This window comes from Lysinibacillus sp. NPDC097162 (assembly GCF_044762185.1).
Classification (GTDB): Bacteria; Bacillota; Bacilli; order Bacillales_A; family Planococcaceae; genus Lysinibacillus.
In genome coordinates, this window is the sequence record NZ_JBIWDT010000002.1 from 298,375 (window position 1) to 321,325 (window position 22,951).

General features: G+C 38.3%; 18 protein-coding genes. 10 read left to right on the forward strand and 8 right to left on the reverse strand.

The window, feature by feature from the left end:
* Positions 1 to 160 precede the first annotated feature (160 nt).
* Positions 161 to 2,350 carry a DNA topoisomerase III gene (locus tag ACIQXW_RS13585; RefSeq protein ID WP_402762961.1) on the forward strand — a complete coding sequence of 730 codons (2,190 nt, stop codon included), beginning with the start codon at positions 161 to 163 and terminating at the stop codon, positions 2,348 to 2,350.
* Between the two features lie 1,135 nt (positions 2,351 to 3,485).
* Here the strand turns inward: ACIQXW_RS13585 and ACIQXW_RS13590 are convergent.
* The 4 genes from ACIQXW_RS13590 to ACIQXW_RS13605 all read right to left on the reverse strand — a co-directional run bounded on the left by ACIQXW_RS13590 (position 3,486) and on the right by ACIQXW_RS13605 (position 9,698).
* Positions 3,486 to 4,232, reverse strand: coding sequence for a hypothetical protein (locus ACIQXW_RS13590; protein ID WP_402762963.1), 747 nt, complete (start codon positions 4,230 to 4,232; stop codon positions 3,486 to 3,488).
* A gap of 1 nt (position 4,233) precedes the next feature.
* On the reverse strand, positions 4,234 to 8,016 hold the full coding sequence (locus ACIQXW_RS13595) for a DEAD/DEAH box helicase (RefSeq protein ID WP_402762966.1): 3,783 nt from the start codon (positions 8,014 to 8,016) through the stop codon (positions 4,234 to 4,236).
* A gap of 144 nt (positions 8,017 to 8,160) precedes the next feature.
* Positions 8,161 to 8,715 carry an NADPH-dependent FMN reductase gene (locus tag ACIQXW_RS13600; RefSeq protein ID WP_340821111.1) on the reverse strand — a complete coding sequence of 185 codons (555 nt, stop codon included), beginning with the start codon at positions 8,713 to 8,715 and terminating at the stop codon, positions 8,161 to 8,163.
* Between the two features lie 131 nt (positions 8,716 to 8,846).
* Positions 8,847 to 9,698: an NAD(P)H-binding protein gene (locus ACIQXW_RS13605; RefSeq protein WP_402762968.1), complete on the reverse strand. Its 852-nt coding sequence runs from the start codon at positions 9,696 to 9,698 to the stop codon at positions 8,847 to 8,849.
* A gap of 229 nt (positions 9,699 to 9,927) precedes the next feature.
* Here ACIQXW_RS13605 and ACIQXW_RS13610 point away from each other — a divergent pair, with 229 nt between their 5' ends.
* The 5 genes from ACIQXW_RS13610 (at position 9,928) to ACIQXW_RS13630 (ending at position 14,480) form a co-directional block, all read left to right on the forward strand.
* Entirely contained in the window at positions 9,928 to 10,974 is a 1,047-nt protein-coding gene (locus ACIQXW_RS13610) for a PseG/SpsG family protein (protein ID WP_340821115.1), read from the forward strand.
* A gap of 228 nt (positions 10,975 to 11,202) precedes the next feature.
* Positions 11,203 to 11,388: an SE1832 family protein gene (locus tag ACIQXW_RS13615; RefSeq protein WP_402762971.1), complete on the forward strand. Its 186-nt coding sequence runs from the start codon at positions 11,203 to 11,205 to the stop codon at positions 11,386 to 11,388.
* 97 nt (positions 11,389 to 11,485) lie between these two features.
* Entirely contained in the window at positions 11,486 to 13,051 is a 1,566-nt protein-coding gene (locus ACIQXW_RS13620; protein ID WP_402762974.1) for an ABC-F family ATP-binding cassette domain-containing protein, read from the forward strand.
* A gap of 554 nt (positions 13,052 to 13,605) precedes the next feature.
* On the forward strand, positions 13,606 to 14,010 hold the full coding sequence (spx, locus tag ACIQXW_RS13625; protein ID WP_036117523.1) for a transcriptional regulator Spx: 405 nt from the start codon (positions 13,606 to 13,608) through the stop codon (positions 14,008 to 14,010).
* A 23-nt stretch (positions 14,011 to 14,033) separates the two neighbouring features.
* Positions 14,034 to 14,480, forward strand: a complete 447-nt coding sequence (locus ACIQXW_RS13630) for a MarR family winged helix-turn-helix transcriptional regulator (protein WP_340821119.1) — start codon at positions 14,034 to 14,036, stop codon at positions 14,478 to 14,480.
* 134 nt (positions 14,481 to 14,614) lie between these two features.
* On the opposite strand, the gene ACIQXW_RS13635 is transcribed toward ACIQXW_RS13630, so the two are convergent.
* Positions 14,615 to 15,163: an RNA polymerase sigma factor gene (locus ACIQXW_RS13635; protein WP_340821120.1), complete on the reverse strand. Its 549-nt coding sequence runs from the start codon at positions 15,161 to 15,163 to the stop codon at positions 14,615 to 14,617.
* 302 nt (positions 15,164 to 15,465) lie between these two features.
* Positions 15,466 to 16,593 carry a LuxR C-terminal-related transcriptional regulator gene (locus tag ACIQXW_RS13640; RefSeq protein ID WP_401019382.1) on the reverse strand — a complete coding sequence of 376 codons (1,128 nt, stop codon included), beginning with the start codon at positions 16,591 to 16,593 and terminating at the stop codon, positions 15,466 to 15,468.
* A 191-nt stretch (positions 16,594 to 16,784) separates the two neighbouring features.
* On the opposite strand from ACIQXW_RS13640, the gene ACIQXW_RS13645 reads away from it, so the two are divergent.
* The 3 genes from ACIQXW_RS13645 (at position 16,785) to ACIQXW_RS13655 (ending at position 19,951) form a co-directional block, all read left to right on the forward strand.
* Positions 16,785 to 17,540: an SDR family NAD(P)-dependent oxidoreductase gene (locus ACIQXW_RS13645; RefSeq protein ID WP_402762979.1), complete on the forward strand. Its 756-nt coding sequence runs from the start codon at positions 16,785 to 16,787 to the stop codon at positions 17,538 to 17,540.
* A 20-nt stretch (positions 17,541 to 17,560) separates the two neighbouring features.
* Positions 17,561 to 18,304 (forward strand): SDR family NAD(P)-dependent oxidoreductase, encoded by a 744-nt coding sequence (locus ACIQXW_RS13650; RefSeq protein ID WP_401019386.1) that lies wholly within the window; start codon positions 17,561 to 17,563, stop codon positions 18,302 to 18,304.
* 264 nt (positions 18,305 to 18,568) lie between these two features.
* Positions 18,569 to 19,951: a dipeptidase gene (locus ACIQXW_RS13655; protein WP_340821124.1), complete on the forward strand. Its 1,383-nt coding sequence runs from the start codon at positions 18,569 to 18,571 to the stop codon at positions 19,949 to 19,951.
* Positions 19,952 to 20,560: 609 nt separating this feature from the next.
* Here the strand turns inward: ACIQXW_RS13655 and ACIQXW_RS13660 are convergent.
* On the reverse strand, positions 20,561 to 21,133 hold the full coding sequence (locus ACIQXW_RS13660; RefSeq protein WP_340821125.1) for a nitroreductase family protein: 573 nt from the start codon (positions 21,131 to 21,133) through the stop codon (positions 20,561 to 20,563).
* Positions 21,134 to 21,235: 102 nt separating this feature from the next.
* Positions 21,236 to 21,730, reverse strand: a complete 495-nt coding sequence (locus ACIQXW_RS13665; protein ID WP_401019391.1) for an amidase domain-containing protein — start codon at positions 21,728 to 21,730, stop codon at positions 21,236 to 21,238.
* Between the two features lie 184 nt (positions 21,731 to 21,914).
* Between ACIQXW_RS13665 and ACIQXW_RS13670 the strand changes: the two genes are divergently transcribed.
* Positions 21,915 to 22,937: a DUF2804 domain-containing protein gene (locus ACIQXW_RS13670; RefSeq protein ID WP_340826375.1), complete on the forward strand. Its 1,023-nt coding sequence runs from the start codon at positions 21,915 to 21,917 to the stop codon at positions 22,935 to 22,937.
* The last annotated feature ends 14 nt before the right edge of the window (positions 22,938 to 22,951 follow it).

The following is a 22,951-nucleotide window of genomic DNA, read 5'->3' on the forward strand; positions in this document are numbered from 1 at the left end:
TTTCGAATTAGATGCACCTTAACAAGTGCCAGGCACTCAAACAATTTAAATTAAGTTAAAGTCCAATTCCCCCTTCGTATACACCGCTGATTTCTTCTTTAGCATAATAATAATGCTCTATGATATAGTAAAAACAAGGATTTACGAAAGGATGTTATTTATGGCTAAAAGTGTAGTAATAGCTGAAAAACCATCAGTAGCTCGCGATATTGCGCGTGTATTGAACTGCAATAAAAAAGGAAACGGTTATCTTGAAGGGGATAAATACATCGTTACATGGGCACTAGGTCATCTTGTAACATTAGCAGACCCTGAAAGCTATGACGTGAAATACAAAACGTGGAATTTAGAAGATTTACCAATGTTACCTGAACGCTTAAAACTGACAGTTATTAAACAAACAGGTAAACAATTTAATGCGGTAAAAAGCCAACTGACGCGCGGTGATGTAGGAGAAATCATTGTGGCAACTGATGCTGGCCGCGAAGGTGAACTCGTAGCACGTTGGATTATTGATAAAGTAAAGATAAATAAGCCGATTAAACGTTTATGGATTTCTTCTGTAACTGATAAAGCCATTAAAGACGGGTTTGCTAACTTAAAACCAGGCAAGGCCTACGATAATTTATATGCTTCCGCTGTTGCCCGTTCAGAAGCAGACTGGTATATCGGACTAAATGCTACTCGTGCTTTAACAACGCGTTTTAATGCACAGCTAAACTGCGGTCGTGTACAAACACCAACAGTGGCAATTATTGCGGCGCGCGAAGATGAAATCAAACATTTTAAAGCGCAAACTTATTACGGTATTGAAGCTCAGACTGCCGACCATTTAAAACTGACATGGCAAGATGCAAAAGGCAATAGCCGCAGCTTTGATAAAGATAAAATTGACGCTATCGTTAAAAAGCTTGGTAGAAACAATGCAACTGTTACTGACATTGAAAAAAAACCGAAGAAAACTTTTGCTCCAGGTTTATATGATTTAACAGAGTTGCAACGTGATGCGAATAAAATTTTCGGTTATTCTGCAAAAGAAACGCTGAATATTATGCAAAAATTATATGAGCAGCACAAAGTATTAACGTATCCACGTACAGACTCTCGCTATATTTCACAAGACATTGTTGCAACTATACCAGAACGTTTAAAAGCTTGTGGTATTGGTGAATACCGTTCACTTGCAAATAAGCTTTTAAATAAACCAATTAAAACGTCGAAGGCATTTGTCGATGATAGTAAAGTTTCTGATCACCATGCAATTATTCCGACAGAAGGCTATGTCAATTTCTCTGCTTTCTCCGATAAGGAACGTAAAATTTACGACCTTGTTGTGAAAAGATTTTTAGCTGTTCTTTTCCCTGCTTTTGAATATGAACAACTGACATTACGTGCAAAAATCGCTGATGAAAGCTTTGTCGCACGCGGGAAAACAATCCTATCAGCTGGCTGGAAGGAAGTATATGAAAATCGTTTTGACGATGAGGATACAACAGATGATTTGCAAGAACAAATCCTTCCGCGCATAGACAAGGGTGACACACTTCAGATTAAACTGATTGCACAAACATCTGGCCAAACGAAGCCACCAGCCCGCTTTAACGAGGCAACACTATTATCTGCGATGGAAAATCCGACGAAATATATGGGGACGAACGATAAAAAATTAGCCGATACTTTAAAATCTACAGGTGGTTTAGGTACAGTAGCAACTCGCGCTGATATAATCGAAAAGCTCTTTAATTCATTTTTAATTGAAAAACGTGGTGCTAAAGATATTTACATCACTTCAAAAGGCAGACAACTGCTTGATTTAGTTCCAGAGGAGTTAAAATCCCCTACCCTTACAGCTGAATGGGAACAAAAGCTCGAAGCGATTGCCAATGGAAAACTGAAAAAAGATGTATTTATTAGCGAAATGAAAAATTATACGAAGGAAATTGTTTCTGAAATTAAGGCAAGTGATAAAAAATATAAGCACGATAATATTTCTACTAAATCTTGCCCTGATTGTGGTAAACCGATGCTTGAAGTCAACGGCAAAAAAGGCAAAATGCTTGTTTGTCAGGACCGTGAATGTGGTCACCGTAAAAATGTAGCACGTGTGACAAATGCTCGCTGCCCTCAATGTAAGAAAAAACTCGAACTTCGTGGTGAAGGCGATGGGCAAATCTTTGTATGTAAATGTGGGCATCGCGAAAAATTATCTGCATTTGAAGCGCGCCGTAAAAAAGAAGGCGGCGGTAAAGTCGATAAACGCTCAGTTCAAAAATATTTAAAGCAACAAAATAATGATGAACCAGTAAACAACGCAATGGCTGATGCCTTAAAAGGACTAAAACTCGATTAAGAGTGCCAGTCACTCACACAATTCTGAATTCGCCCTAGCAAGATATTTTTAATAACTTAAGCCGCACACCAAGCATAGCGAGGGGTGTGGCTTAAGTTTTTTTCATCTCTAATACAATATAAATTTGCTAGTAAAACTATTGAATATTTACATAAAAAGTACGTTTAAAACTGCATACTCTTATTCCCTTAACATATATTGAATTGTCATAATATTCACTAAATTATGAAGGAGGAGTAGAAAATGCAAGCTCAAGACTTTAGACCTCGAAATGTGATTATTATTACGATTATTGTTGTTTTATCACTAATAATTGGGCATTCGATTTATGTAAATTATATTGAGGTTTTTTAAATACACATTATGAAATCATATCTAGTATCTTAGTTGTTGGTGGCAGAGTAAATATGTAAGCGGAATTATTACCATAAAGGCTATCTATATACTATTTAGAGTTAAAGAGTAAAACGAAGAATCCTCTCAACGTCCCCTTGTACCATGTGGGCGTAGAGAGGATTCTTTTTTCTATTGCAGGATTACCTCCTCAATTCGCGGAATCAACACCTCAATTCGCGGAATCACACCCTCAATTCGCGGAATCAAACCCTCGCTCCGCGGTATCACACCCCTGCTTCGCGGAATCAACACCTCGCTCCGCGGAATCACACCCCTGCTTCGCGGAATCATCCCCTCGCTCCGCGGAATCAACCCATCACTTCGCGGAATCACACCCCTGCTCCGCGGAATCAACCCATCACTTCGCGGAATCACACCCCTGCTCCGCGGAATCACACCCCACTTCACGGAATCAACACCTCACTTCGCGGAATCAGCCCCTCTCTCCGCGGAATCACACCCCTGCTCCGCGGAATCACACCCCTGCTTCGCGGAATCAACCCTTCGCTTCGCGGAATCACACCCCTGCTCCGCGGAATCAACACCTCACTTCGCGGAATCAACCACTCTCTCCGCGGAATCACACCCTCACTTCGCGGAATCAGCCCTTCACTCTGCAAAATCATCCCATCGCTCCGAATCACTAGCTCACTTCGCGAAATCCTCTCCATAACTAATCGTTTTTAAGTACAAAAAACAAGCGGTAAGCCCACCATTGCTTTACCGCTCGTTCTGTCGTTTATAAATATTGTTCACGCCATTGTAGTTGCTCTTTTTCTGTAAGTTGCTGTTCCAGCTTTTCATCCCATTGGTTTAGCAATGTATTCCATACTCGGGCATATACAATATTTTGCTCCTTATTAAAAAGAACAAATTCTAAACAGGGGATATCATTAATCTGTTTCGCATCTGAAGTAACAATAGTAGCTACGATTTTTTGTGAGCTAGATTCTTCCTCTTCCTGTTGTAAAGCTGCAAGCATCATTTCCTCATCAAAATGTTCTTGCTGCTCAGCGTCCTTATCGACATAACGATATGGCTCTGGTAACTCATCATATTCCTCTATAGCCTCTTCTCCTACAGGAAGAATCGCTTGGTGACATGGACTAAATAATAGCGTTGCCGTTTCGACCTCTAGCTCTTCCTCGAAAATGCCATGCTCCAATTGTTGCTCCCCTTTAGAGGTTAGTCTATAGAAACCATCCGTTTGTTCGATAAGTCGCACGCGAGACATTAACGTCACTAAGTCCTCAATAAACAGTGGATCTACTAATAATAGCTCACTCAATTCCTGTACATTTTGAAAATTTGCTTCCTGCATGCTAATTAATAGCATTTTCATTAGGACATCCATCGTTGAGCGACGAATTGGCTCATATGTCACTTCAATCGTGCGAACCGGAATACACCATTCAGTAGATTTCACTATTTTCACATGACGATTTTGCTGTAACTCTCGTATTAAACGCTGTTGTAATTTTAACACCCTACATCACCTGTCCTTCATGATTACGTAAACCGTTGTAGGATTTCACCGTCGTTAAAAGATTGCTGTACATGTCACGTGTATCTTGATGCTTAGCACGTTTTGCAAACATATCTGCACTGCCAACAAGCATTAACAATTCACGTGCACGAGAAAGTGCAACATTTAACCTGCGATAATCTCTCGCAAAGCCAATGTCTCCTCCCTTTGGCGTATTACGTACCATACTCACTAATATGACATCCATCTCCATCCCCTGAAACTTATCGACAGTTCCCGTTCTAAACTGTAAATGGGGTAGCTGTAATTCCTGTTGAAGTAGACGATTAATTTTTTTCACTTGCTCGCCATAGAAGCTAATAACGCCTACACTTTTCTGTACATCCTGTGGTATGCGCCCTGCCTTTTTCGCCTCTAAAACAGCAGCATTTAAATCTGTTAAAATTCGGCGGATTGTTTGTAGTTCCCCCTCATTATAACGACTCGTACCACCTTTAACTTGTTCCTCTAAAAATGGTTTTTCCGTTGGCATATCAATCCATAGTAAATGATCATCTCGATTGACGAAATGTCCTTCTAAGCCATGGTCACGTGCTAAATCAGAATCCGGTAAACCGCATTGCAGACCACTCTCTTCCTTGGCGTAAAAAGGTGTAATACTGTGCATGATTTTTTCATGCATACGGTATTGTAATGCGAGCATTTGCTTATGTGTTGGCGGTAAGTTATTAAATAACCGCTCGAATAACGATTCACGTAGCAAGCTTTTTAGCTCTTGTGCACCATCGAAGTTTGGATTTTCTTCTAACATGCCCTTCAATGTTTCCTCTAGCGTATCATCACCAAGAAGTGGTGGTAGCTGATGATGGTCACCAACTAAAATAACTTTTTTGCCCTTAAGCATTGGTAATAATAACTCTGGAGGTGTCGCCTTGGATACTTCGTCAATGATGACAACATCAAAAGTCGGATAGTTTTCCATAAATTCCTTACTTGCCGAAGCAACGCATGTTGTTCCGATAACATTGGCATGACGCACATATAATTTACGAATTTCATCTAAATCATATTCTGTTGCGTTTTGTAACTTATCACGCCATTGCTCTTGCAATTTCTTACGTAGAGGTAGCTGCTGTTCTTTACGATGTAGCTCTTCTAAGCTTTCATTTGTCGTTTGAATAGTTTCTTTTACTTCCTCATATGTGCGCTCTGGCGTAGATTGTAGCAACGTTGTTAACGCAGTTAGTTGTTTTTCCTTTTTTAGCCCATCTACATTTATAGCTTTAATCTTTTCTTCTAATTGCGCTAACTGTTCCTCAACCTCAACTAAGCTTGCCTTTGCTGTTTGTTGTGCTGCTTTCTTAGGCACAAGTTGTGTGTTAGCTTGCTCAACGGCCTGAAGCTGTTGACGGGCTGTTTGTAGAGCGGTTTGTGTATTAGATACTAGCATTTTCAACTGTTCCACTGATTCTTCTGGCATAATATCAGCTTGGAATGTATCAGCGAGTTGCTGTAGTCGCTCGGTATGTTTAATATATGGCTGTAATTGGCGTTGCAAGCTTTGTACATCGAAGCTTGTTATGGCACATTCTTGATGTATTAAACTACTAATATTTTTACGTAGTGACTCAAATTCCCGATCTTTATGATCCTGTTGTTGTCGAAGCGCCATCCCCTTTTGCCAAACAAAATCGCGACGCATATAGAGCCCTAGTAAATAGCTTTCTACCTGTTCAATAGGAGGTGTTTGCCCTTCTTGAAACGACTCATTTAGCTGTGCAAATACACCCGTTAAATTTTTTAATGAGAACGATTGAACAGGCTGTTGACGACTTTTAGCTAACGCTCGTTCTTTCTCCTCAGGCGATACCAATGTTTCAAGCTTTGCAATCGCTTTTTGTAATCGGGAATTTATTGTTGCCCAGGCTTCTAAATCTTTCGCATCCTCTAAATGCTCTAGTCGTCCAATTTGTTGAGCTAAAATGTGCGTAGGACGTATTTGATAATGCTCTAAAAAGCGTTGAATACGATCAAAGGACGTTAACGTACCAATATATTGTTGTCCTTCCTTCATTAAAAGCAATCGCTTATTTTCTTGTTCATATTTTAGTTGAATATCTTGAAACTGCGATGTCAGCTCCTGCTTTTCTACAAGTAATTCTTTATATTGAATAGCGGCTTGCCATTGTTCTATTTTATGGGTGCAATCTTGAATCGTTTGTTGTAGCTGTTCAAGCGAATCATAATCAGATAAAATTTGTTCTTGCGATTGTATAGCAGACTCTAGTTGTGCTAGCTGTTTCTCAAGAAGCTCTTTTTGCTCTTCACTAGATTCTTTTTCTGCTTTTGCCGTTTTCAAATCCTTTTTTAACGATTGAATCTCTTTTTGCAAAATTGGTTCGTCTATTGCCGCCTGTTCCTTAGCAGCGATTTCCTTAACTAGCTCCTCAAGCCATGTCTCAAGCTTTTGCCGCTCGTCCACTGCTTTTAAAATACTTGCCTTCAATTCTTGTTCACGCTCAGCAAAAGCGATAATTTCTTCTTCAACAGAAGCTAATGTTTGTTGGCGCCAATGAAGGGCAACATTTTCCTCAATGAATTTTTTTCCCTCTTCTTCAATACTTTCTGTTCGACCATACCGTAAAATTCGAATTTCTTGATTGGAGAGAAGTCTCCCTAATGCATTATCAACAGCTAAATTTGACTGTGATGCAACGAGTGTTTTCAATCCTGCTTTTACATTTTGCTGGCATATTTCTGAAATAACCGTTGTTTTCCCAGTCCCCGGTGGCCCTTGAATCACATATAAATCTTCAACAGATAGGGCTCCGATTACCGCTTTACGTTGATATTCATTTAAATTATTATGAAACTCAATATCATCTCGCAGCTTTGCAGTGCGGACAGTTGGGCGTTTTTCAAATAAAATCGTCTCTAGACTAGCATTAACTGCTTCGCCCTTTTCTAGCTTCGTAAAGCCATTGCGTAAGCGTCGAATTTGACTTAGTGTTGCAAAGTTACTAAAGCTTGCTTGTTTTGAGCGCAAGTTTAACTGATCTTTCCGAGCCTGATCCTGTGCAAAAGGCTTTAAATCAATTTCCACTGTTTGCTTGCCAGCATTCGATTTTAATACTTGTCCGATTTCGCCACGTACCCCTTGGATGCTAACACTTAAACCTTCGAGTTGCTTCCATTCCTTCGCTTTTACATATGGACATACAAGTGTTAAACGTGAAAAGTCTTCATTGAAGTAGCTTTGCTTAAATTCCGTATGAATATCATCAATTGTTGCATCACGTTCTTGGATTTTTAAATAGCCTTCCCAACTAGCAATACGCTTTTTCACATATTCGGTGCGTTCTTCAGCAATCGGTAGTTCTCTTATTTTCGTATGAAGGTCAAGCGGGATACCTGCGCCATTATTAGGCTTTGTTACAAATTGCAATGCAGCCGGTAAGCGGCGATTCGTACTTATTGGACCTCGCATATGTACAAAACGAATATTTGTTGCTAATAACCCTTCCACTTTTAGCACACAATCCATAATTGCCGTTTTTCCGGCAAGTACACTATCTAACTTTTCATTGTGCTCTGCATTAAAATAAATCGATAAAAACGTTTCGCCAATTGTTTTGGCTTTTCTTTTTTCAATATAGACAGTAACTGTTTTTTGTAACGCAAAAAAGGCATGCTCGTTTGCTGAGCATTCCTCTACCGCCTCCTTTGCCTTATTCGTCAAAATTAAATTACAGCGTTGTTTCTCTAGTAAAGCGATGTTCTGCATGAGCTGCCCTCCTTTCCGAATTCACTAAAGTATTATTTTATCATATCGTAAATGGAATCTTGCAAAGAAAAATCCCCTGCACAGTGATTTCCTTCCACTGTACAAGGGATCAATACTTATTGGTACCGACAATAGGACATATCTTTAATGCTGGTCTATTGTTTCTTTCGGTAATGTTTTACTCATTTCACAGTACTGAACGAAAACACGTGCCATTTCACGTAAACGATTATGAACATCCTCGTCTACAATTACATTATTTGCATCAAAATGTGATGTATGCGTATATACATAGTTTGGCGTCACAAGTGCACGGAAGTAATCTAAAATAGGCTTTAATTGGTTCTCAACTACTAAATGGTGCTGATATGTGCCACCATTCGCTACGATAGATACTGGCTTATAACGCATTGTTTTCGGATGTAAGAAATCAAAAGCATTTTTCAATACACCTGGAATTGAAGCTTGGAAAATCGGAGTTGCAATAATATACGCATCCGCTTCTTCAAACTTTTGAATCATTTTTTTCATATCTTCATTTAATGGTGAGCCATCGACAATTTGATGTTTATATTCACTAAAATGCATAATTTCTAAATCGAAACTAGCATCGAAATCTTTAATATAACGCTCTACTTGCTCTAAAATAGCACCAGTTTTACGCCCAAACATTGTGCCATCAACGAGTAAAATTTTCATATTCATTTTGCCTCCACATTCATCTTCTACAATAATATTGTAACAAATGAATAGTGGCTCGGGAAGAATTGTAATAGTCAAAACAATAAATTCAGTCTTTAGACGGAATGCTATATTTAATGGAAAGACGACTATTTTTCATCGTGTCGATTAAATGTCACTTCTTTGTCTACTACAGTTTCTTCCACTTTAAATTTATCTCGATTAATAATGACCTCTCGATTTACCTTGCGCTCTGCATCAGACACATCTGAGCCTTTAAGCTTTTGCCAATTAAATAACTCTTCACTCGTAAATTCATCTTGTGCCACAGTAGGAAAATCCATTTTCGCTAAGTCCTGTGATGGATAAATTGTCACCGGCTGTTTCTTTCCATGTAACCCAATAACAATCATTGCTTTGGCAACTTGCGAGGACTCAATAGAACGCAAACGCTTTAACGGTCCTATTAATAAAGGTTTAGCAAGTTTTAATAGCTTTTCTCCTACCTTTTCGCCAAAACGAAATTCATCGCGCTGCCCTACTAAAAGAGAGGGACGAATAATGGATAGACGCTGTAAGCCTAGCTCTATTAATGCATGCTCAAGCTTCCCTTTCACACGATTATAATAAAATCGAGATCGCTCATTGGCACCCATAGCTGTTATGACAAGCATATGCGGAATCCCTTGCTTTTTCGCCAATGAGGCAATGGCTAGTGGATATTCAAAATCAACTTTTTCAAACGCCTCACGTGAGCCAGCCTTTTTAATCGTTGTACCTAAACAACAAAATAGCTCATGAGCAAACTCAATATCTTTTTCTTCTAATGTATCGAAGTTTCGAATTTTCACCTCTAACTTCGGGTGCTTATATTGTAGCTCTCGTCGTGCTATAACGATGACCGAAACATATTCATCATTGTCACATAACTGTTCTATTAGTGAACTACCTGTTAATCCAGTAGCCCCTACAACAATTGCCGAACGCATGCCCAATTTCATTCCCCCTTTGAGAAAGTCTTATATTTGCTCCACAAAGACGATTTCTATGTATGTATCATCAATAATGAGAACTAGCTTCATTTTGCATGTCCTCTCTACTATTCATCGGTATAGCAAAGTCAATTTTTAAAGTTTCATCTCATACATTATTTATCTAATGTTAATTTTTACACATACTTGCCCAATTTTCACCATAATTTAAATAGACAGATGAAAGGATGGGATACATTTGCAAAACGAAACACAAACAATTAAACCGAAAAAATCGATTGTTTTCATAATTGAAAGCTGTATTGATAAAGGGCTGTATCCTTTTGAACGAGTTGCAACATTAGCTAAGTTGCTTGGACAAGAGGAAGTTTTCATATTCGTAAAAACCCCTTCAAATGATGGGATTCAAATTTTAATGAATCACAATCTTTCACCAATACTATTCGATCACTTCGACGAATTACCTAAGCAAATAAAAGCGATACAACCTGATTTAATTGTTAGGGATGGTCGTAACTCAGAAAGCTGGCAAGTGGAGAATTTACGGCCATTTTGCAAAACGATTATTCATTTTGATGATTTTGGTGATGGTGGCCAAGCCTGTGACTGTGTATTACTAGCACTCTATCAAGAAGTTAAAGATTATATGCCTTCCCATTATATTGGTGGCAGTTTCGTCTTTGCATTACCTGAAGCTTATCAGCATGCAGAACAATTACCTGATCTTAAAACACCAGAAAATCCTCCTCATATTGTTGTTGCTTTCGAGGATGGGGACGAGCATAACTTAACATATCGTACTCTTCGACACCTAACCCAGCTACAAATCCCACTACAAATTACAGTAATGATTGATGAAAGCTATAGACATGCTACTGATGACTTGCAAATGATGGTTTTAAGTCGTCGGAATACTGCCATTTTGCGTGATAAAGACGCACTCCTTAAATTATTACCCAAAGCTGATGTCATAATTTGCAATGCTAATTACACACCATATAAGATTGCTTCCTATGGCGTGCCATGTATTACGCTCGCACAGACAGAAAATGAGCTATTACACGCATTCCCTCGTGAGCATAATGGCTTTATACATCTTGGCCTCGGGCGTAAGATGAAACAATCACAAATACAAAATGCTGTTATGGAGTTTTTATTGCATGAGGCGCGCAGTGAACGTGCTGTGAAAAAACAGCGCCAGCTGAATGTCGCTAGCAATAACAAAACGCTTGAATCTTTATTACTTGATTTCGCTTATGATCGACATAATATCGCTTCAACTTAGTGATTCTTTTAAGGTGAATATGATACAATATATTAGAATTTTTCACTTTCGTAATTCCCCTGCTTCTAGTTGAATGTATCTATTACAAAGTAGGCTAGAATATTTGAGGAATCTCAACGCATCAGTACCCGATTAATTTTAACAATTGAGCGGTGGGGGATGACAAAACCTCCATCGCTTTTACACGCTTTCGTAATAAAAAATACACTAATAAAGGAGCCAAGTATCATGCCATCAAAAAGCGATATTGAATATCAAATCAAAGAATTAAAAATGGATTATATAAATTTACAAGGTGACATCGAAAAACTTGAATCTACAGGCCATAACGACCAAGTCGCAAATGCTGAGCAACGCCTTGCTAACATGGAAGCAAAGCTAGCAGAATTAAATAAACAACTAGCAGAGCTATAATGAATTCACATCGTGCCAACTGTTATGTTGTAGCAGTAGCATTGTGATTCATCTATTTATACAGACCTAATCGAATTATTTTGGAGGAACAACATATATGGCAATATTAACAGTTGAAAATTTAGGTCATTCTTTCGGTGACCGTACACTTTTTAAAGATGTTTCTTTCCGTTTAGTAGAAGGCGATCATATTGGCCTTGTCGGCGCAAACGGTGTTGGTAAGTCTACTCTTATGGGAATCATTACAGGACAAACAATTCACGATGCAGGAAAAGTTGAATGGCTACCTGGAACACATTATGGCTATTTAGACCAGCATACTGCGCTAACAGCAGGACGTTCTATGCGCGATGCATTACGTGATGCCTTCCTCCCACTATATAAGAAAGAAGAAGAGCTAAACGAAATTACAGGTAAAATGGCTGAAGCAACACCTGAAGAATTAGAAGTTTTATTAGAACAAATGGCAGAGGTTCAGGATGCTCTTGATGCTGGAGATTTCTACACTCTCGATATGAAAATCGAGGAGGTTGCACGAGGTCTAGGTCTAGATGCTATTGGTCTTGAACGCGATGTAGCTGCCCTTTCTGGTGGTCAGCGTACGAAAGTTTTACTGGCAAAGCTATTATTAGAGAAGCCAAAAGTATTATTACTCGATGAGCCAACGAACTATCTCGATGAAGAGCATATTAATTGGTTGAAAAACTATTTAAAAAATTATCCACATGCATTCTTATTAATTTCCCACGATACGGAATTTATGAATGAGACAGTTGATGTTATTTTCCAATTGGAGTTTTCAAAGCTAACTCGCTATACAGCTACGTACGAAAAGTTTTTAGAGCTTGCTGAAATCAATAAACGTCAACATATTGATGCTTATGAAAAGCAACAAGAGTTCATAAAAAAACAAGAAGACTTTATAGCGAAAAATAAAGCGCGTTACTCTACAACTGGTCGTGCAAAATCTCGCGCGAAGCAGCTTGATCGTTTAGAGCGTATCGACCGTCCAGAAACAGCAGTGAAACCTGAATTTGGTTTTAAAGAAGCACGTACACCAAGCCGTTACGTTGTGGAAGCAGAGAATTTAGTCATCGGTTACGATAAAGACAAACCACTACTACCACCTCTTTCATTTATGATCGAACGCGGTGAAAAAATTGCCTTAGTCGGCATGAATGGTGTTGGTAAATCTACTTTACTAAAAACGATGCTTGGTAAAATTAATCCGCTAGGTGGTACGGTAATTCGTGGTGATTATTTAGCTCCTTCTTATTTCGAACAAGAAGTAAAGGCAGATAAAATCACTCCAATTGATGATGTGTGGAATGCCTTCCCTTCTATGGAGCAAGCACAAGTACGCGCTGCATTAGCACGTGCTGGTCTAAAAACAGATCATATTACTCGCCCACTTAATTCTTTATCTGGTGGTGAGCAGGCTAAAGTTCGATTATGTAAACTAATGATGGAAGAAGCTAACTGGTTACTATTTGATGAGCCGACAAACCACTTGGACGTCGATGCCAAAGAAGAGTTAAAACGTGCTATGAAAGAATTTAAAGGCACAATTGTACTCGTTAGCCATGAACCTGATTTCTATGAAGGCTTAGCAACAAAAGTATGGGATGTGCAAGACTGGTTCACTTCTGGTCAACAAAGCTAAATACTAATAATGTGTCATTCTAAAGAGTAAAAATCTACTTCGCTTTTCGCGGGCACAAGGTGAGGTGCAACTACCGCTGTTGCGTCTTCCTTTTTGTGCTGACCCGCAGGATGCTAGGTGGATTTTTCCTTTGAAATTAATATATCCTTCTGATATTGCTATATACGACAACTTTTTGACTCGCTCATAGGTGGTCACTCTTTGGCAAAGCCTCGCACCTTCTATATTGTAAAAATCCTCACCGCTTTCTGCGGGAGTCTACTCTACTGGCATACCCATGAAAATTCAGAATTGTTTGGGTGACTGGCACGCATTCAATATTCTCTATTTTTAAAATCTTCTAAACTTACATCATTGTAAGCTTATTTAATGAAACTTTTCGCACTTTCCAGCGTATATTTAGTATAGATTAAAAATATTATGTTCTCTTAAAAGTTTTTTAATTAACTATTGATTTATATATAGCTTACTAGTAAGATATATGTATAACCTATTTTACTTACTAATAAGCTATTCATAAAATATAATCCAACAAAGAAAGCGGGGAATGAAGAATGACAGTTACTATCTACTCACAAGCGAGCTGTTCTTCATCCAGAAAAGCACTAAAATGGTTAAAAGATCACAACATCGAATATAAAGAAAAACGCATTACATCACATCCTCTTACACTTGCTGAATTTAAAGAAATTTTAAGCATGACAGAAGATGGTACTGATGAAATTATTGCAACAAACTCAAATGACTTTAAAAATCTAAATATTGATATTGATCAGCTTTCTATTCAAGAGTTGTACGCAATTATTCAAGCGCATCCTAGAATGTTACGTAGTCCTATCCTTATAGATGAAAAACGTATCCAAGTTGGGTACAATGAGATGGACATTCGTCGTTTTATTCCACGTAAAGTACGTGCTTACGAATTAAATGCGATGACAAGATTGGCACAAGAAAGTTAAAACAGTTTTGGAGATGACCTTATATGGATCAAGAAAAACAACAAGCCATTACCTCTTTGTTTGAAGTTGTCTTTTCTATCGAGCGTAAATGGGCAAACGAGTGGAATAATCATAATGCACTCGGCTTTTCAAAATCCCATATTTTAATTTTAGACTACTTATCGCAGGAGGGACCAAAGCGCCCTTCTGCAATAGCAGAACGCTTAAAGGTAACAACTGGTGGTGTCACGGTATTAACGACCAAACTGATTAATGCTGGTTTTATTGAAAAGACGCAGCATGCTACTGATCGTAGAGCCTCACAATTAGTTATTACTACCGAGGGTGAAGAAATACTTGAAGAATCCCGTCAACAAGTAAGTGAAATTATTAATAATATGTTTGGCATGCTCTCAGCTGAAGAGGTGCAAACGTTGCGTGATATTTTCGCCAAATGCTTACTATCTGTTGATACAAATCGGCAAGATTAAATTTTCATCTTTGTTTTGTGTGGAAACACGAAAAAGGATGCATCGCAAATTTTTGTTTGCAGTGCATCCTTTTTTGGATTGGCCGAACGAATACTTCCGTCTAAGTAGTTATGGTTGTGCGACCAATATATTGATTACGCTGGCAGCACAGCCTCGACGATTGACACATCGGCCATTAGCATTTCTTTTAAACGCGCTTTCGCACGGAATAAACGAGATTTCACCGTACCGATTGATACTTTCATAATAGTAGAGATTTCAGCAAGTGAATATTGGTCTATGTAGAAATACCATAATGTTTTACGATAAATTGTATCTAATTGACCCATTTTGTCCTGTACTAGCTTCGTCACAATCTCTTTTTCAATTTTTTCTTCTGTAGAAATGTCATTATTGGGAACCAAATCTAAAATCGGTACGTCTAATGTTTCAGGTTGGTTCATCATATACTTACTGCGTCGTACTTTTTTTCGATAGCGATCTCTAAATGTATTCATTGTAATTGTTGTTAGCCAAGCTTTAATATGTTCAACTTCGGCAACGCTATCTTCATAGCGTACGACTTTTACCCAAACTTCTTGCATTAAATCTTCTGCTTCTACATTATTGCGAGTTAGTTTCAAACATAAATGGTATATATAACGGTTATATTCCTCATATACGCCTTCTAATTTTTCATTCATTGTGTATTCCTCCGCTTCTTGTTCTTGCTTCTATACACATTCTCGCAAAATAATGTATTACACTCTATCGTATTGGCTTTCAATTTCATTACAATCGTGTAAGCTTAATTGCTTTCACTTGTAATATTCGTAAAAATTGTTTTACTACTATATCACTTTCCCAACAAAAGACCACTTTAAAACCATATTCCTCTATTTTTATCTCTATATTTTTAATAATATTTATTATCAGAAAATTTATTAGGCATTAATTGATATGAAAAAAACAAAAAAATGCACTCCTAGCAGAAGCGCATTTATTGTTAACTTAACAGCCCTAAACGAAAAGATGAGGCTACGACCTGTGTTCGATTTTTTGCTTTGAGCTTTGTCATGAGGCTACTTACATAATCCCTGACCGTATGCTCGCTTAAAAATAATAAACTGGCAATTTTTTTATTATCATATCCTTCAGCAAGTAAGCCGAGTATCATCGACTCCCTTTCCGTTAAATGAAGTTCTGTATTTTTCTCTACCTTCTCACTCTTGCGTGATAAAAATAAGCCTAAACGCTTTCCTACTTCCTCAAGAAGCGTTAATTCTTCCTTTGTACAATCGAATTCCTCGCCTAGCTGATCAAATGTTAGCCAGCCGAATAACTGATCCCCTCCAACAATAGGAATAAAAATAATTGAGGATAAACCAAATAATTGGATATGCTCCTCCTTCACGTAATTTTTTGGGCTTTTTAAATAAATTGGTTTTCTTGAACTAAGTATAGTGTTTTCTCCTGTTAGCTCCCCTTTCATGCTTTGCACCTTAGGAAGCTCTGCACCAATAACTCCATAAAATTGATTGGACCATGGGACATATGCGTAAAATACACATCTCTTGTAGCTAAAATATTCTTCACATTTTTTTAAAATATAGGCTAAATCTTGATAGCCTGAGGAACTGATAAGCAATTTATCGAGCTTATCTAATAACTGTAAATGTCTCAATCCCTCATTTTCAGTAGGCCTATTACTATCTTTGCCTTCTCCCTCACAGTCATAGTAAAGCTGTACTAGAGACATAAATAATGATAATACATACATTAAGACAGCATTCGTTCGACTACTCTTTTGTTGAATCATAAACGTAATCAATGACTTTTCAAATATTAATTGGAATAAATTAAAGCTCTTCCTATCAATAATGGATAATTGTGATTGTAGCCACGTATTAAAAAAATACTCATCACCATTTAATTCATCAATGTTTGTATGTGTCAGTAAACGTAAAAATGAATCTAATAGCAACGCTACTCTATTTCGTTCTGTTTCGCCTATAGCAGGTTCTAGATTGAGGTAAATATTCATATTCTCTTTAATTTGTTTATGATGAACTTTAATAAATAACACAAACTCTTGAAGTGTTACTTCTTCAATTGGCTGAAATGGATGCGTCATAGGAAATTCTTCTCCTTCACACTAAAATACCCCTATAAATGGAGGATATTCACTCACTATATTATACAGCATCTTATAGGATAGTATTTCAAATTGACGATAGTAAAATAAAGGTATCGCTAAACAATGCGAATACTTTTGGATCGTTAGGTAATTATATAACCAGAAATAATGAAAGGGGCATGCATGAAATGAGACTTGAAAATGCAGTAGCCATTATTACAGGTGGAGGAACAGGAATCGGGAAAGAAACTGCACTATTGTTTGCCAAAGAAGGAGCAAAAATAGTTATTACAGATATAAACGAACAATCTGGTAACGACACAGTACGTGATATTCAAGCTATTGGCGGTGAAGCATTATTTGTACGCCATGATGTTAGCAATGAAGAAGACTGGAAAAAAGTTGCAGATGAAACAATTAAAACATTTAACAAAGTAGATATTCTTTTCAATAATGCAGGTATCTATATCATTAAACCACTTGCAGAAATCGAACTATCTGATTGGAATCGCTTAATGTCCATCAATGTGACAGGTGTCTTCCTAGGCATGAAACATATTATGCCACTTATGGCTAAACAACATAAAGGCTCTGTTATTAATGCTTCTTCTATCGCTGGCTTAACAGGTGCTGCTGGGCACGTATTATACGGAGCTAGTAAAGGAGCTGTTCGCATTATGACAAAAGATGCGGCAATGGAATATGCTCCATATGGCGTACGTGTAAACTCTATCCATCCAGGCTACATTGACACTGGAATGGCAGACTATGCGTCTGCAACAACTGGAAGCTCTAAAGATGAATTAGGAAAAAGCATTTTCCCATTAGGACGTTTAGGCTCTGTTAAAGAAGTAGCGCAAACAGTATTATTTTTAGCTTCTGATGAGTCTTCCTTCTCAACAGGTGCAGAATTCGTCATTGATGGCGGAGCAACAGCAAAATAAAAATAAAGGTGGTCATTTATATGAAACTACAAGATAAAGTAGCAATCGTAACAGGCGGTGCTAGCGGTATTGGTGAAGCAACCGTTCGTCTTTTTGCACAAGAGGGTGCAAAAGTAGTCATTGCTGATTTCTCTGAGCGTGGACAAAGTATCTCAGATGAATTAAATAATAGTGGTTTTGATACACTCTTCGTGAAAACAGATGTCACTATCGAAGAAAACATTAAAAACATGATTAATGAAACTGTAAATAAATACGGTAAACTTGATATTATGTATGCTAATGCGGGCGTAGCTGACGATGCACCAGCACATGAGTTATCTTACGAAAAATGGAAAAGAACAATTGATATTAATTTATCAGGTGTATTTCTTTCTGATAAATATGCAATTGAACAGTTTCTTGCTCAAGGTACAGGTGGCGTTATTGTCAACGCTGGTTCCATTCATAGTTTTGTTTCCTTACCGAATCCTACAGCCTACTCATCTGCAAAAGGTGGCGTAAAATTATTAACACAAAACCTATGTACTGCTTATGCTAAACAAGGCATTCGCGTAAATGCGGTATGTCCTGGCTATATCGAAACACCTCTATTAGCTGAAGTAGATGCTCAAAAGAAAGAATACTTAGCATCCCTTCATCCACAAGGTCGTCTTGGTAAACCAGAAGAAATCGCAAAAGCCGTTTTATTCTTAGCAAGTGATGACGCAAGCTTTGTTAATGGCACTACACTTCTAGTCGATGGCGGTTATACTGCTCATTAATTATTATAAAAAGATCTGATTTCGAGAAAACAACGAAATCAGATCTTTTTTTATAGAAATGATGGACTTATGTGAAAGTTATCGACCAGAGAGGTTAGGCAATACTCAAAAGAAGACTATGGATGTTTAAGGCATAATCTTTAGCAAGGGCTAGTGGAGCAAAGCATTAATAAATACTGGAAAAACCTTTGCAATAACAGGATTCCCCAACCACATTATGCTATACTATTTCTATTATCGAAATATTGAAAGAGGGATGCTAATATGACGCAAGTAGAGACATTAAATGCTTACTTTACAGAACATCGCGAGGCACACTTAAACGAACTAAATGAATTTTTACGTATTCCAAGTATTAGTTCGTTATCAGAACATAAGGAAGATATTCAACACGCTGCCGAGTGGCTAGCCGATGCCTTCAAGAAACTAAACTTGGAAAACATCTCAATTACGCAAACTGCTGGTCACCCTGTTGTTTATGCTGACTGGTTACATGCAGAAGGCAAACCAACGATTCTATTTTACGGCCACTACGATGTACAGCCTGTTGATCCATTACATTTATGGGAAACAGAGCCGTTCAATCCTACGATTCGTGATAACAAATTATTTGCACGCGGCGCAAGTGATGATAAAGGCCAAGTGTTTATGCACTTAAAAATGATTGAAGCACTATTTGCTACAACAGGTACTTTACCAGTGAACGTCAAATTCATCTATGAAGGTGAAGAAGAAATCGGAAGTCCACACCTTCCTGCTTATGTCGAAGAGCATAAAGAAAAATTAGCTGCAGATTTAATTTTAATTTCAGATACAGGTCTTTATGGTCCTGGTAAACCTGCAGTATGCTATGGCTTACGCGGTCTTACAGGCGTACAAATTGATGTTCGTGGAGCAAAAGGCGATTTACATTCTGGTCTTTACGGTGGAGGCGTGCAAAATGCTATCCATGCATTAGCTGAAATTTTAGCTTCCTTCCGCGATGAACACGGCACAATTCAAGTAGAAGGTTTCTACGACAAAGTATTACCATTAACAGAAGAAGAACGTGAAGCTTACCGTGCGCTAGGCTTTGACGAAGACTCTGTAAAAGAGGAAGTTGGCGTATCAGAATTATTCGGTGAAGCTGGCTATTCTTATTTAGAACGCACTTGGGCTCGTCCAACACTAGAAGTAAACGGTGTGTTTGGTGGCTTCTCTGGCGAAGGCATTAAAACTGTACTTCCTGCTGAAGCCGGTGCAAAAATTACATGCCGACTAGTACCAAATCAAGATCCAGAAGAAATCGTTGCATTATTAAAAGCACATATTGAAAAACATAAGCCTGTTGGTGTAGACGTAACGATTTCAGAATTCGATAAAGGACGTCCATTCTTAACACCATTTGATCATCCATTTATTCAAGCGGCTGGTCGTTCATATGAAAAAGTTTATAATGTCCCAACTGCTTACACACGTGGCGGTGGTTCGATTCCAATCGTTGCTGCATTTGATGAAATTTTAGATTTACCTGTTGTTCTAATGGGCTTCGGATTATCGAGTGAAAACTTCCATGCACCAAACGAACACTTCCATTTAGAGAACTTTGATAAAGGCCTACGCGTTTTAGGCGACTACTTATACGAGGTTGCTGCGTTACAAAAATAAACAAGACAATTGCTATTACAAAAGAGAAAAAGTGTTAGATTGAATGCAATCAATCTAACACTTTTTTTACTGCGACCGTTGTTGTTCGCTACGGCGGACGCTTTCCGCGGGCACACCGTAAGCCACAACCCTCGCTAACGCGCGGTTTGTTGTGTCTTACGCTGCGTGCGTTCCCGCAGGAGTCGCCACCTACGCTTCCAACAACTAGTACACGCTGCAATTTATTATTCCTGCAAAAGAAAGAATTGCTGATTTCAGACAATCTATCACTATTTAGCTATGCCGTTGTTGTCCGCTCCGGCGGTTGCTTTTCGCGGGCACACACGTAAGCCACAACCCTCGCTAACGCACGGTTTGTTGTGGCTTACGCTGCATGCGTTCCCGCAGGAGTCGCCACCTACGCTTCCAACAACTAGTGCCCTCCTCTAAATTCCTGTAAGATTATGCAATTATGCACCAACCACTTTCGTTTTCCACGAAGCACGACGGTTTTTCTTAGAATTACTCACAATGCATTTGAACACAATAGAAACCCCCTCACCAGTTTTGAAGTGACCCCTAAAAGTTAGACACGGTTATTTCAGTTTGGCAGGGGGGTTTTTCAATCGTCTATTCACCGAAATTTGTTACAAATTCTGCTGATTTTTTTCGTTCTTTCCCTTTTGGAACTTCATCAAAATATCCGACTTGTAGCATTGCAATTACACGTTCACCTGGCTGTACTTTCAATGCCTCACGGAATTTCGGATTGTCTAAAAAGCCTGGTGTTTTCCAGCAAGTGCCGATGCCTTTCTCCCAAGCTAACAGCTGGATATTTTGAATGAAAATACTCGCTGCAGCATAATCTTCTAAACGCTCTTTTTGGCGCGCATCCTCTGGCACAATGACAAAAGCAAAGCCACCTGGTAGTGTAAATTTCGTCGTTTGCTTAGCTAAATCTTCACTAGAAAGATCTTGCCATTTTGGGATAGCTATATCACGCAATAAATGTTGAACTGCCACTAACTCATTATCACAAGCTATAACTAAACGCCAAGGCTCACGATTACCGTGGTTTGGTGCCCATATAGCATCATCAATAATGCTCAATAATTCTTCACGATTTACCGGCTTCCCATTAAATTTCTTTATAGAACGGCGGTTTATAATTGCTTCTCTTACTGATAATAATTGTTCACTCATTTTTTATTATCTCCTTCTATTTATATTAGAATATTGATTATTCGTCATTAGTTCTATCTCCAACATTATCACAAAATGATGAGCTTTAAAACCGCCAACTCTCTAAGCAAAACTATCATCTATATGGTAGAAGTAATAGGTCATATTAGGGGTATACGCCGTAGAATCCTGATAAAGATATGGCCTGTTAATACTATCGGAAGTATGTGCATTCACATAAGGAACTCCATTTTGTATACTCGTGACAATAACAGAATGATCGATTCTGCCGTCTCCTTGAAAATCGTAAAATATGATGTCCCCAAGCTCTAACTCTTCTGCAGATTGCACACGTGTAGCCTTCAAACCAGTTTTTGAGCCTTCTAAATACCATCTAAGAGAATGTGCGACAGACCAGCTAAAACTCCAGTTGCCTTGCTGAATCCACCAACCCCGTTCTCTATTTGGCGCACCTCTCATCGGTGCCCCTCCAGCAAGTAAACATTGCGAAATAAAATTCGTACAATCGACATCAAAGTTTGGAAATGCTGGATTGCGTCTATTCCACCATAAATTCGCATATTGAACAGCTGCCTGTCTGTTATACATTTTGGCCACGCTTCCCCTCCTTATGACCATCATATGACCACATCATTCGTTCTATTAATTAGGTCCTTCATCGTATTATTGCTGAAAACGGTTATATCAGGCGCTATCTTTTCCAATTTCAAGATAGTTTTTGCTACAATAAGATTAAACAAATTGGCATTTTTTTATTTTATGAACAGAAGGGATGTTGAATGTGAAGCAGCATGCTGAGAAAGAAATCTTACAGCCTACTCATTTATGCGATAAAAAAGGTAATTTAAATCCAGCTGCTATTGGATTTGCACGAAAACCTCTCATAAATAGCAATTTAAGTGGTCATATTATGCGTAAAAAGAAATGGAATTATTGGTGTGTCTATGGTGATGAGATTTTATTCTCCGCAACTATTAGTCATCTCGATTACGCAGCAGTCTGCTTCGTATATTTCCTTGAATATGAAACTCAGCGCTATTTTGAAAAGACAATAACAGTTCCACTTGGTGGCAAGCTTAAAATGCCGACACACGTGCTTGAATCCGTATCTTTCAGTAATAGTGAAATGTCGATTGATATGACTTATATTCAAAACGAAACACATTTATCTGTTTCAATCCCTACATTTGATGGCGATGCCCTAAGTGCGAATTTAATTATTCAGCATCCACCTGCGGACGAATCGTTGAATGTCGTCATTCCATGGAATCGTAGAACATTCCAATTTACAGGGAAGCATCATATACTCCCTACATCAGGAGATGTGACTATCGGTAATCGTCACTTTACATTTACTCCCGAGGAAAGTTTTGCTGTACTTGATTACGGGCGGGGTGTTTGGCCTCGAGAAGCCACATGGAATTGGGGAATGGCATCTCAGCGAGTTCGTGGCAGACGCATTGGACTCAACTTAGGTGGTAAATGGACTGATGGTACTGGAATGACTGAAAATGCGGTTTTTGTTGATGGAAAAATGACAAAAATACATGAGGACTTACTATTCGATTATGATCGTGAGGACTATATGCAACGCTGGAAAGTGAAGACGAAATTCACAAATCAAGTCTCTCTAACGTTTTCCCCATTTTTTGAACGTATTGCCGCAACAAATGCAAAACTCGTCAAATCGGAAGTCCACCAGATGTTTGGCTATTATGACGGTACTGTTCTATTAGATAATGGTGAGACACTCGTTATTAAGCAAATGCTTGGTTGTATCGAGGAACATCAAGCAAAATGGTAAGTGCCTAAAATACT

Bases quoted from the DNA above. Each gene is read 5' to 3' on its own strand.
- ACIQXW_RS13605 (WP_402762968.1), bottom strand. From the start codon at position 9,698: ATGAAATTGGGCATGCGTTCGGCAATTGTTGTAGGGGCTACTGGATTA.
- spx (WP_036117523.1), top strand. From the start codon at position 13,606: ATGACAGTTACTATCTACTCACAAGCGAGCTGTTCTTCATCCAGAAAA.
- ACIQXW_RS13600 (WP_340821111.1), bottom strand. From the start codon at position 8,715: ATGAAAATTTTACTCGTTGATGGCACAATGTTTGGGCGTAAAACTGGT.
- ACIQXW_RS13595 (WP_402762966.1), bottom strand. From the start codon at position 8,016: ATGCAGAACATCGCTTTACTAGAGAAACAACGCTGTAATTTAATTTTG.
- ACIQXW_RS13645 (WP_402762979.1), top strand. From the start codon at position 16,785: ATGAGACTTGAAAATGCAGTAGCCATTATTACAGGTGGAGGAACAGGA.
- ACIQXW_RS13650 (WP_401019386.1), top strand. From the start codon at position 17,561: ATGAAACTACAAGATAAAGTAGCAATCGTAACAGGCGGTGCTAGCGGT.
- ACIQXW_RS13635 (WP_340821120.1), bottom strand. From the start codon at position 15,163: ATGAATGAAAAATTAGAAGGCGTATATGAGGAATATAACCGTTATATA.
- ACIQXW_RS13620 (WP_402762974.1), top strand. From the start codon at position 11,486: ATGGCAATATTAACAGTTGAAAATTTAGGTCATTCTTTCGGTGACCGT.
- ACIQXW_RS13640 (WP_401019382.1), bottom strand. From the start codon at position 16,593: ATGACGCATCCATTTCAGCCAATTGAAGAAGTAACACTTCAAGAGTTT.
- ACIQXW_RS13660 (WP_340821125.1), bottom strand. From the start codon at position 21,133: ATGAGTGAACAATTATTATCAGTAAGAGAAGCAATTATAAACCGCCGT.
- ACIQXW_RS13585 (WP_402762961.1), top strand. From the start codon at position 161: ATGGCTAAAAGTGTAGTAATAGCTGAAAAACCATCAGTAGCTCGCGAT.
- ACIQXW_RS13630 (WP_340821119.1), top strand. From the start codon at position 14,034: ATGGATCAAGAAAAACAACAAGCCATTACCTCTTTGTTTGAAGTTGTC.
- ACIQXW_RS13615 (WP_402762971.1), top strand. From the start codon at position 11,203: ATGCCATCAAAAAGCGATATTGAATATCAAATCAAAGAATTAAAAATG.
- ACIQXW_RS13655 (WP_340821124.1), top strand. From the start codon at position 18,569: ATGACGCAAGTAGAGACATTAAATGCTTACTTTACAGAACATCGCGAG.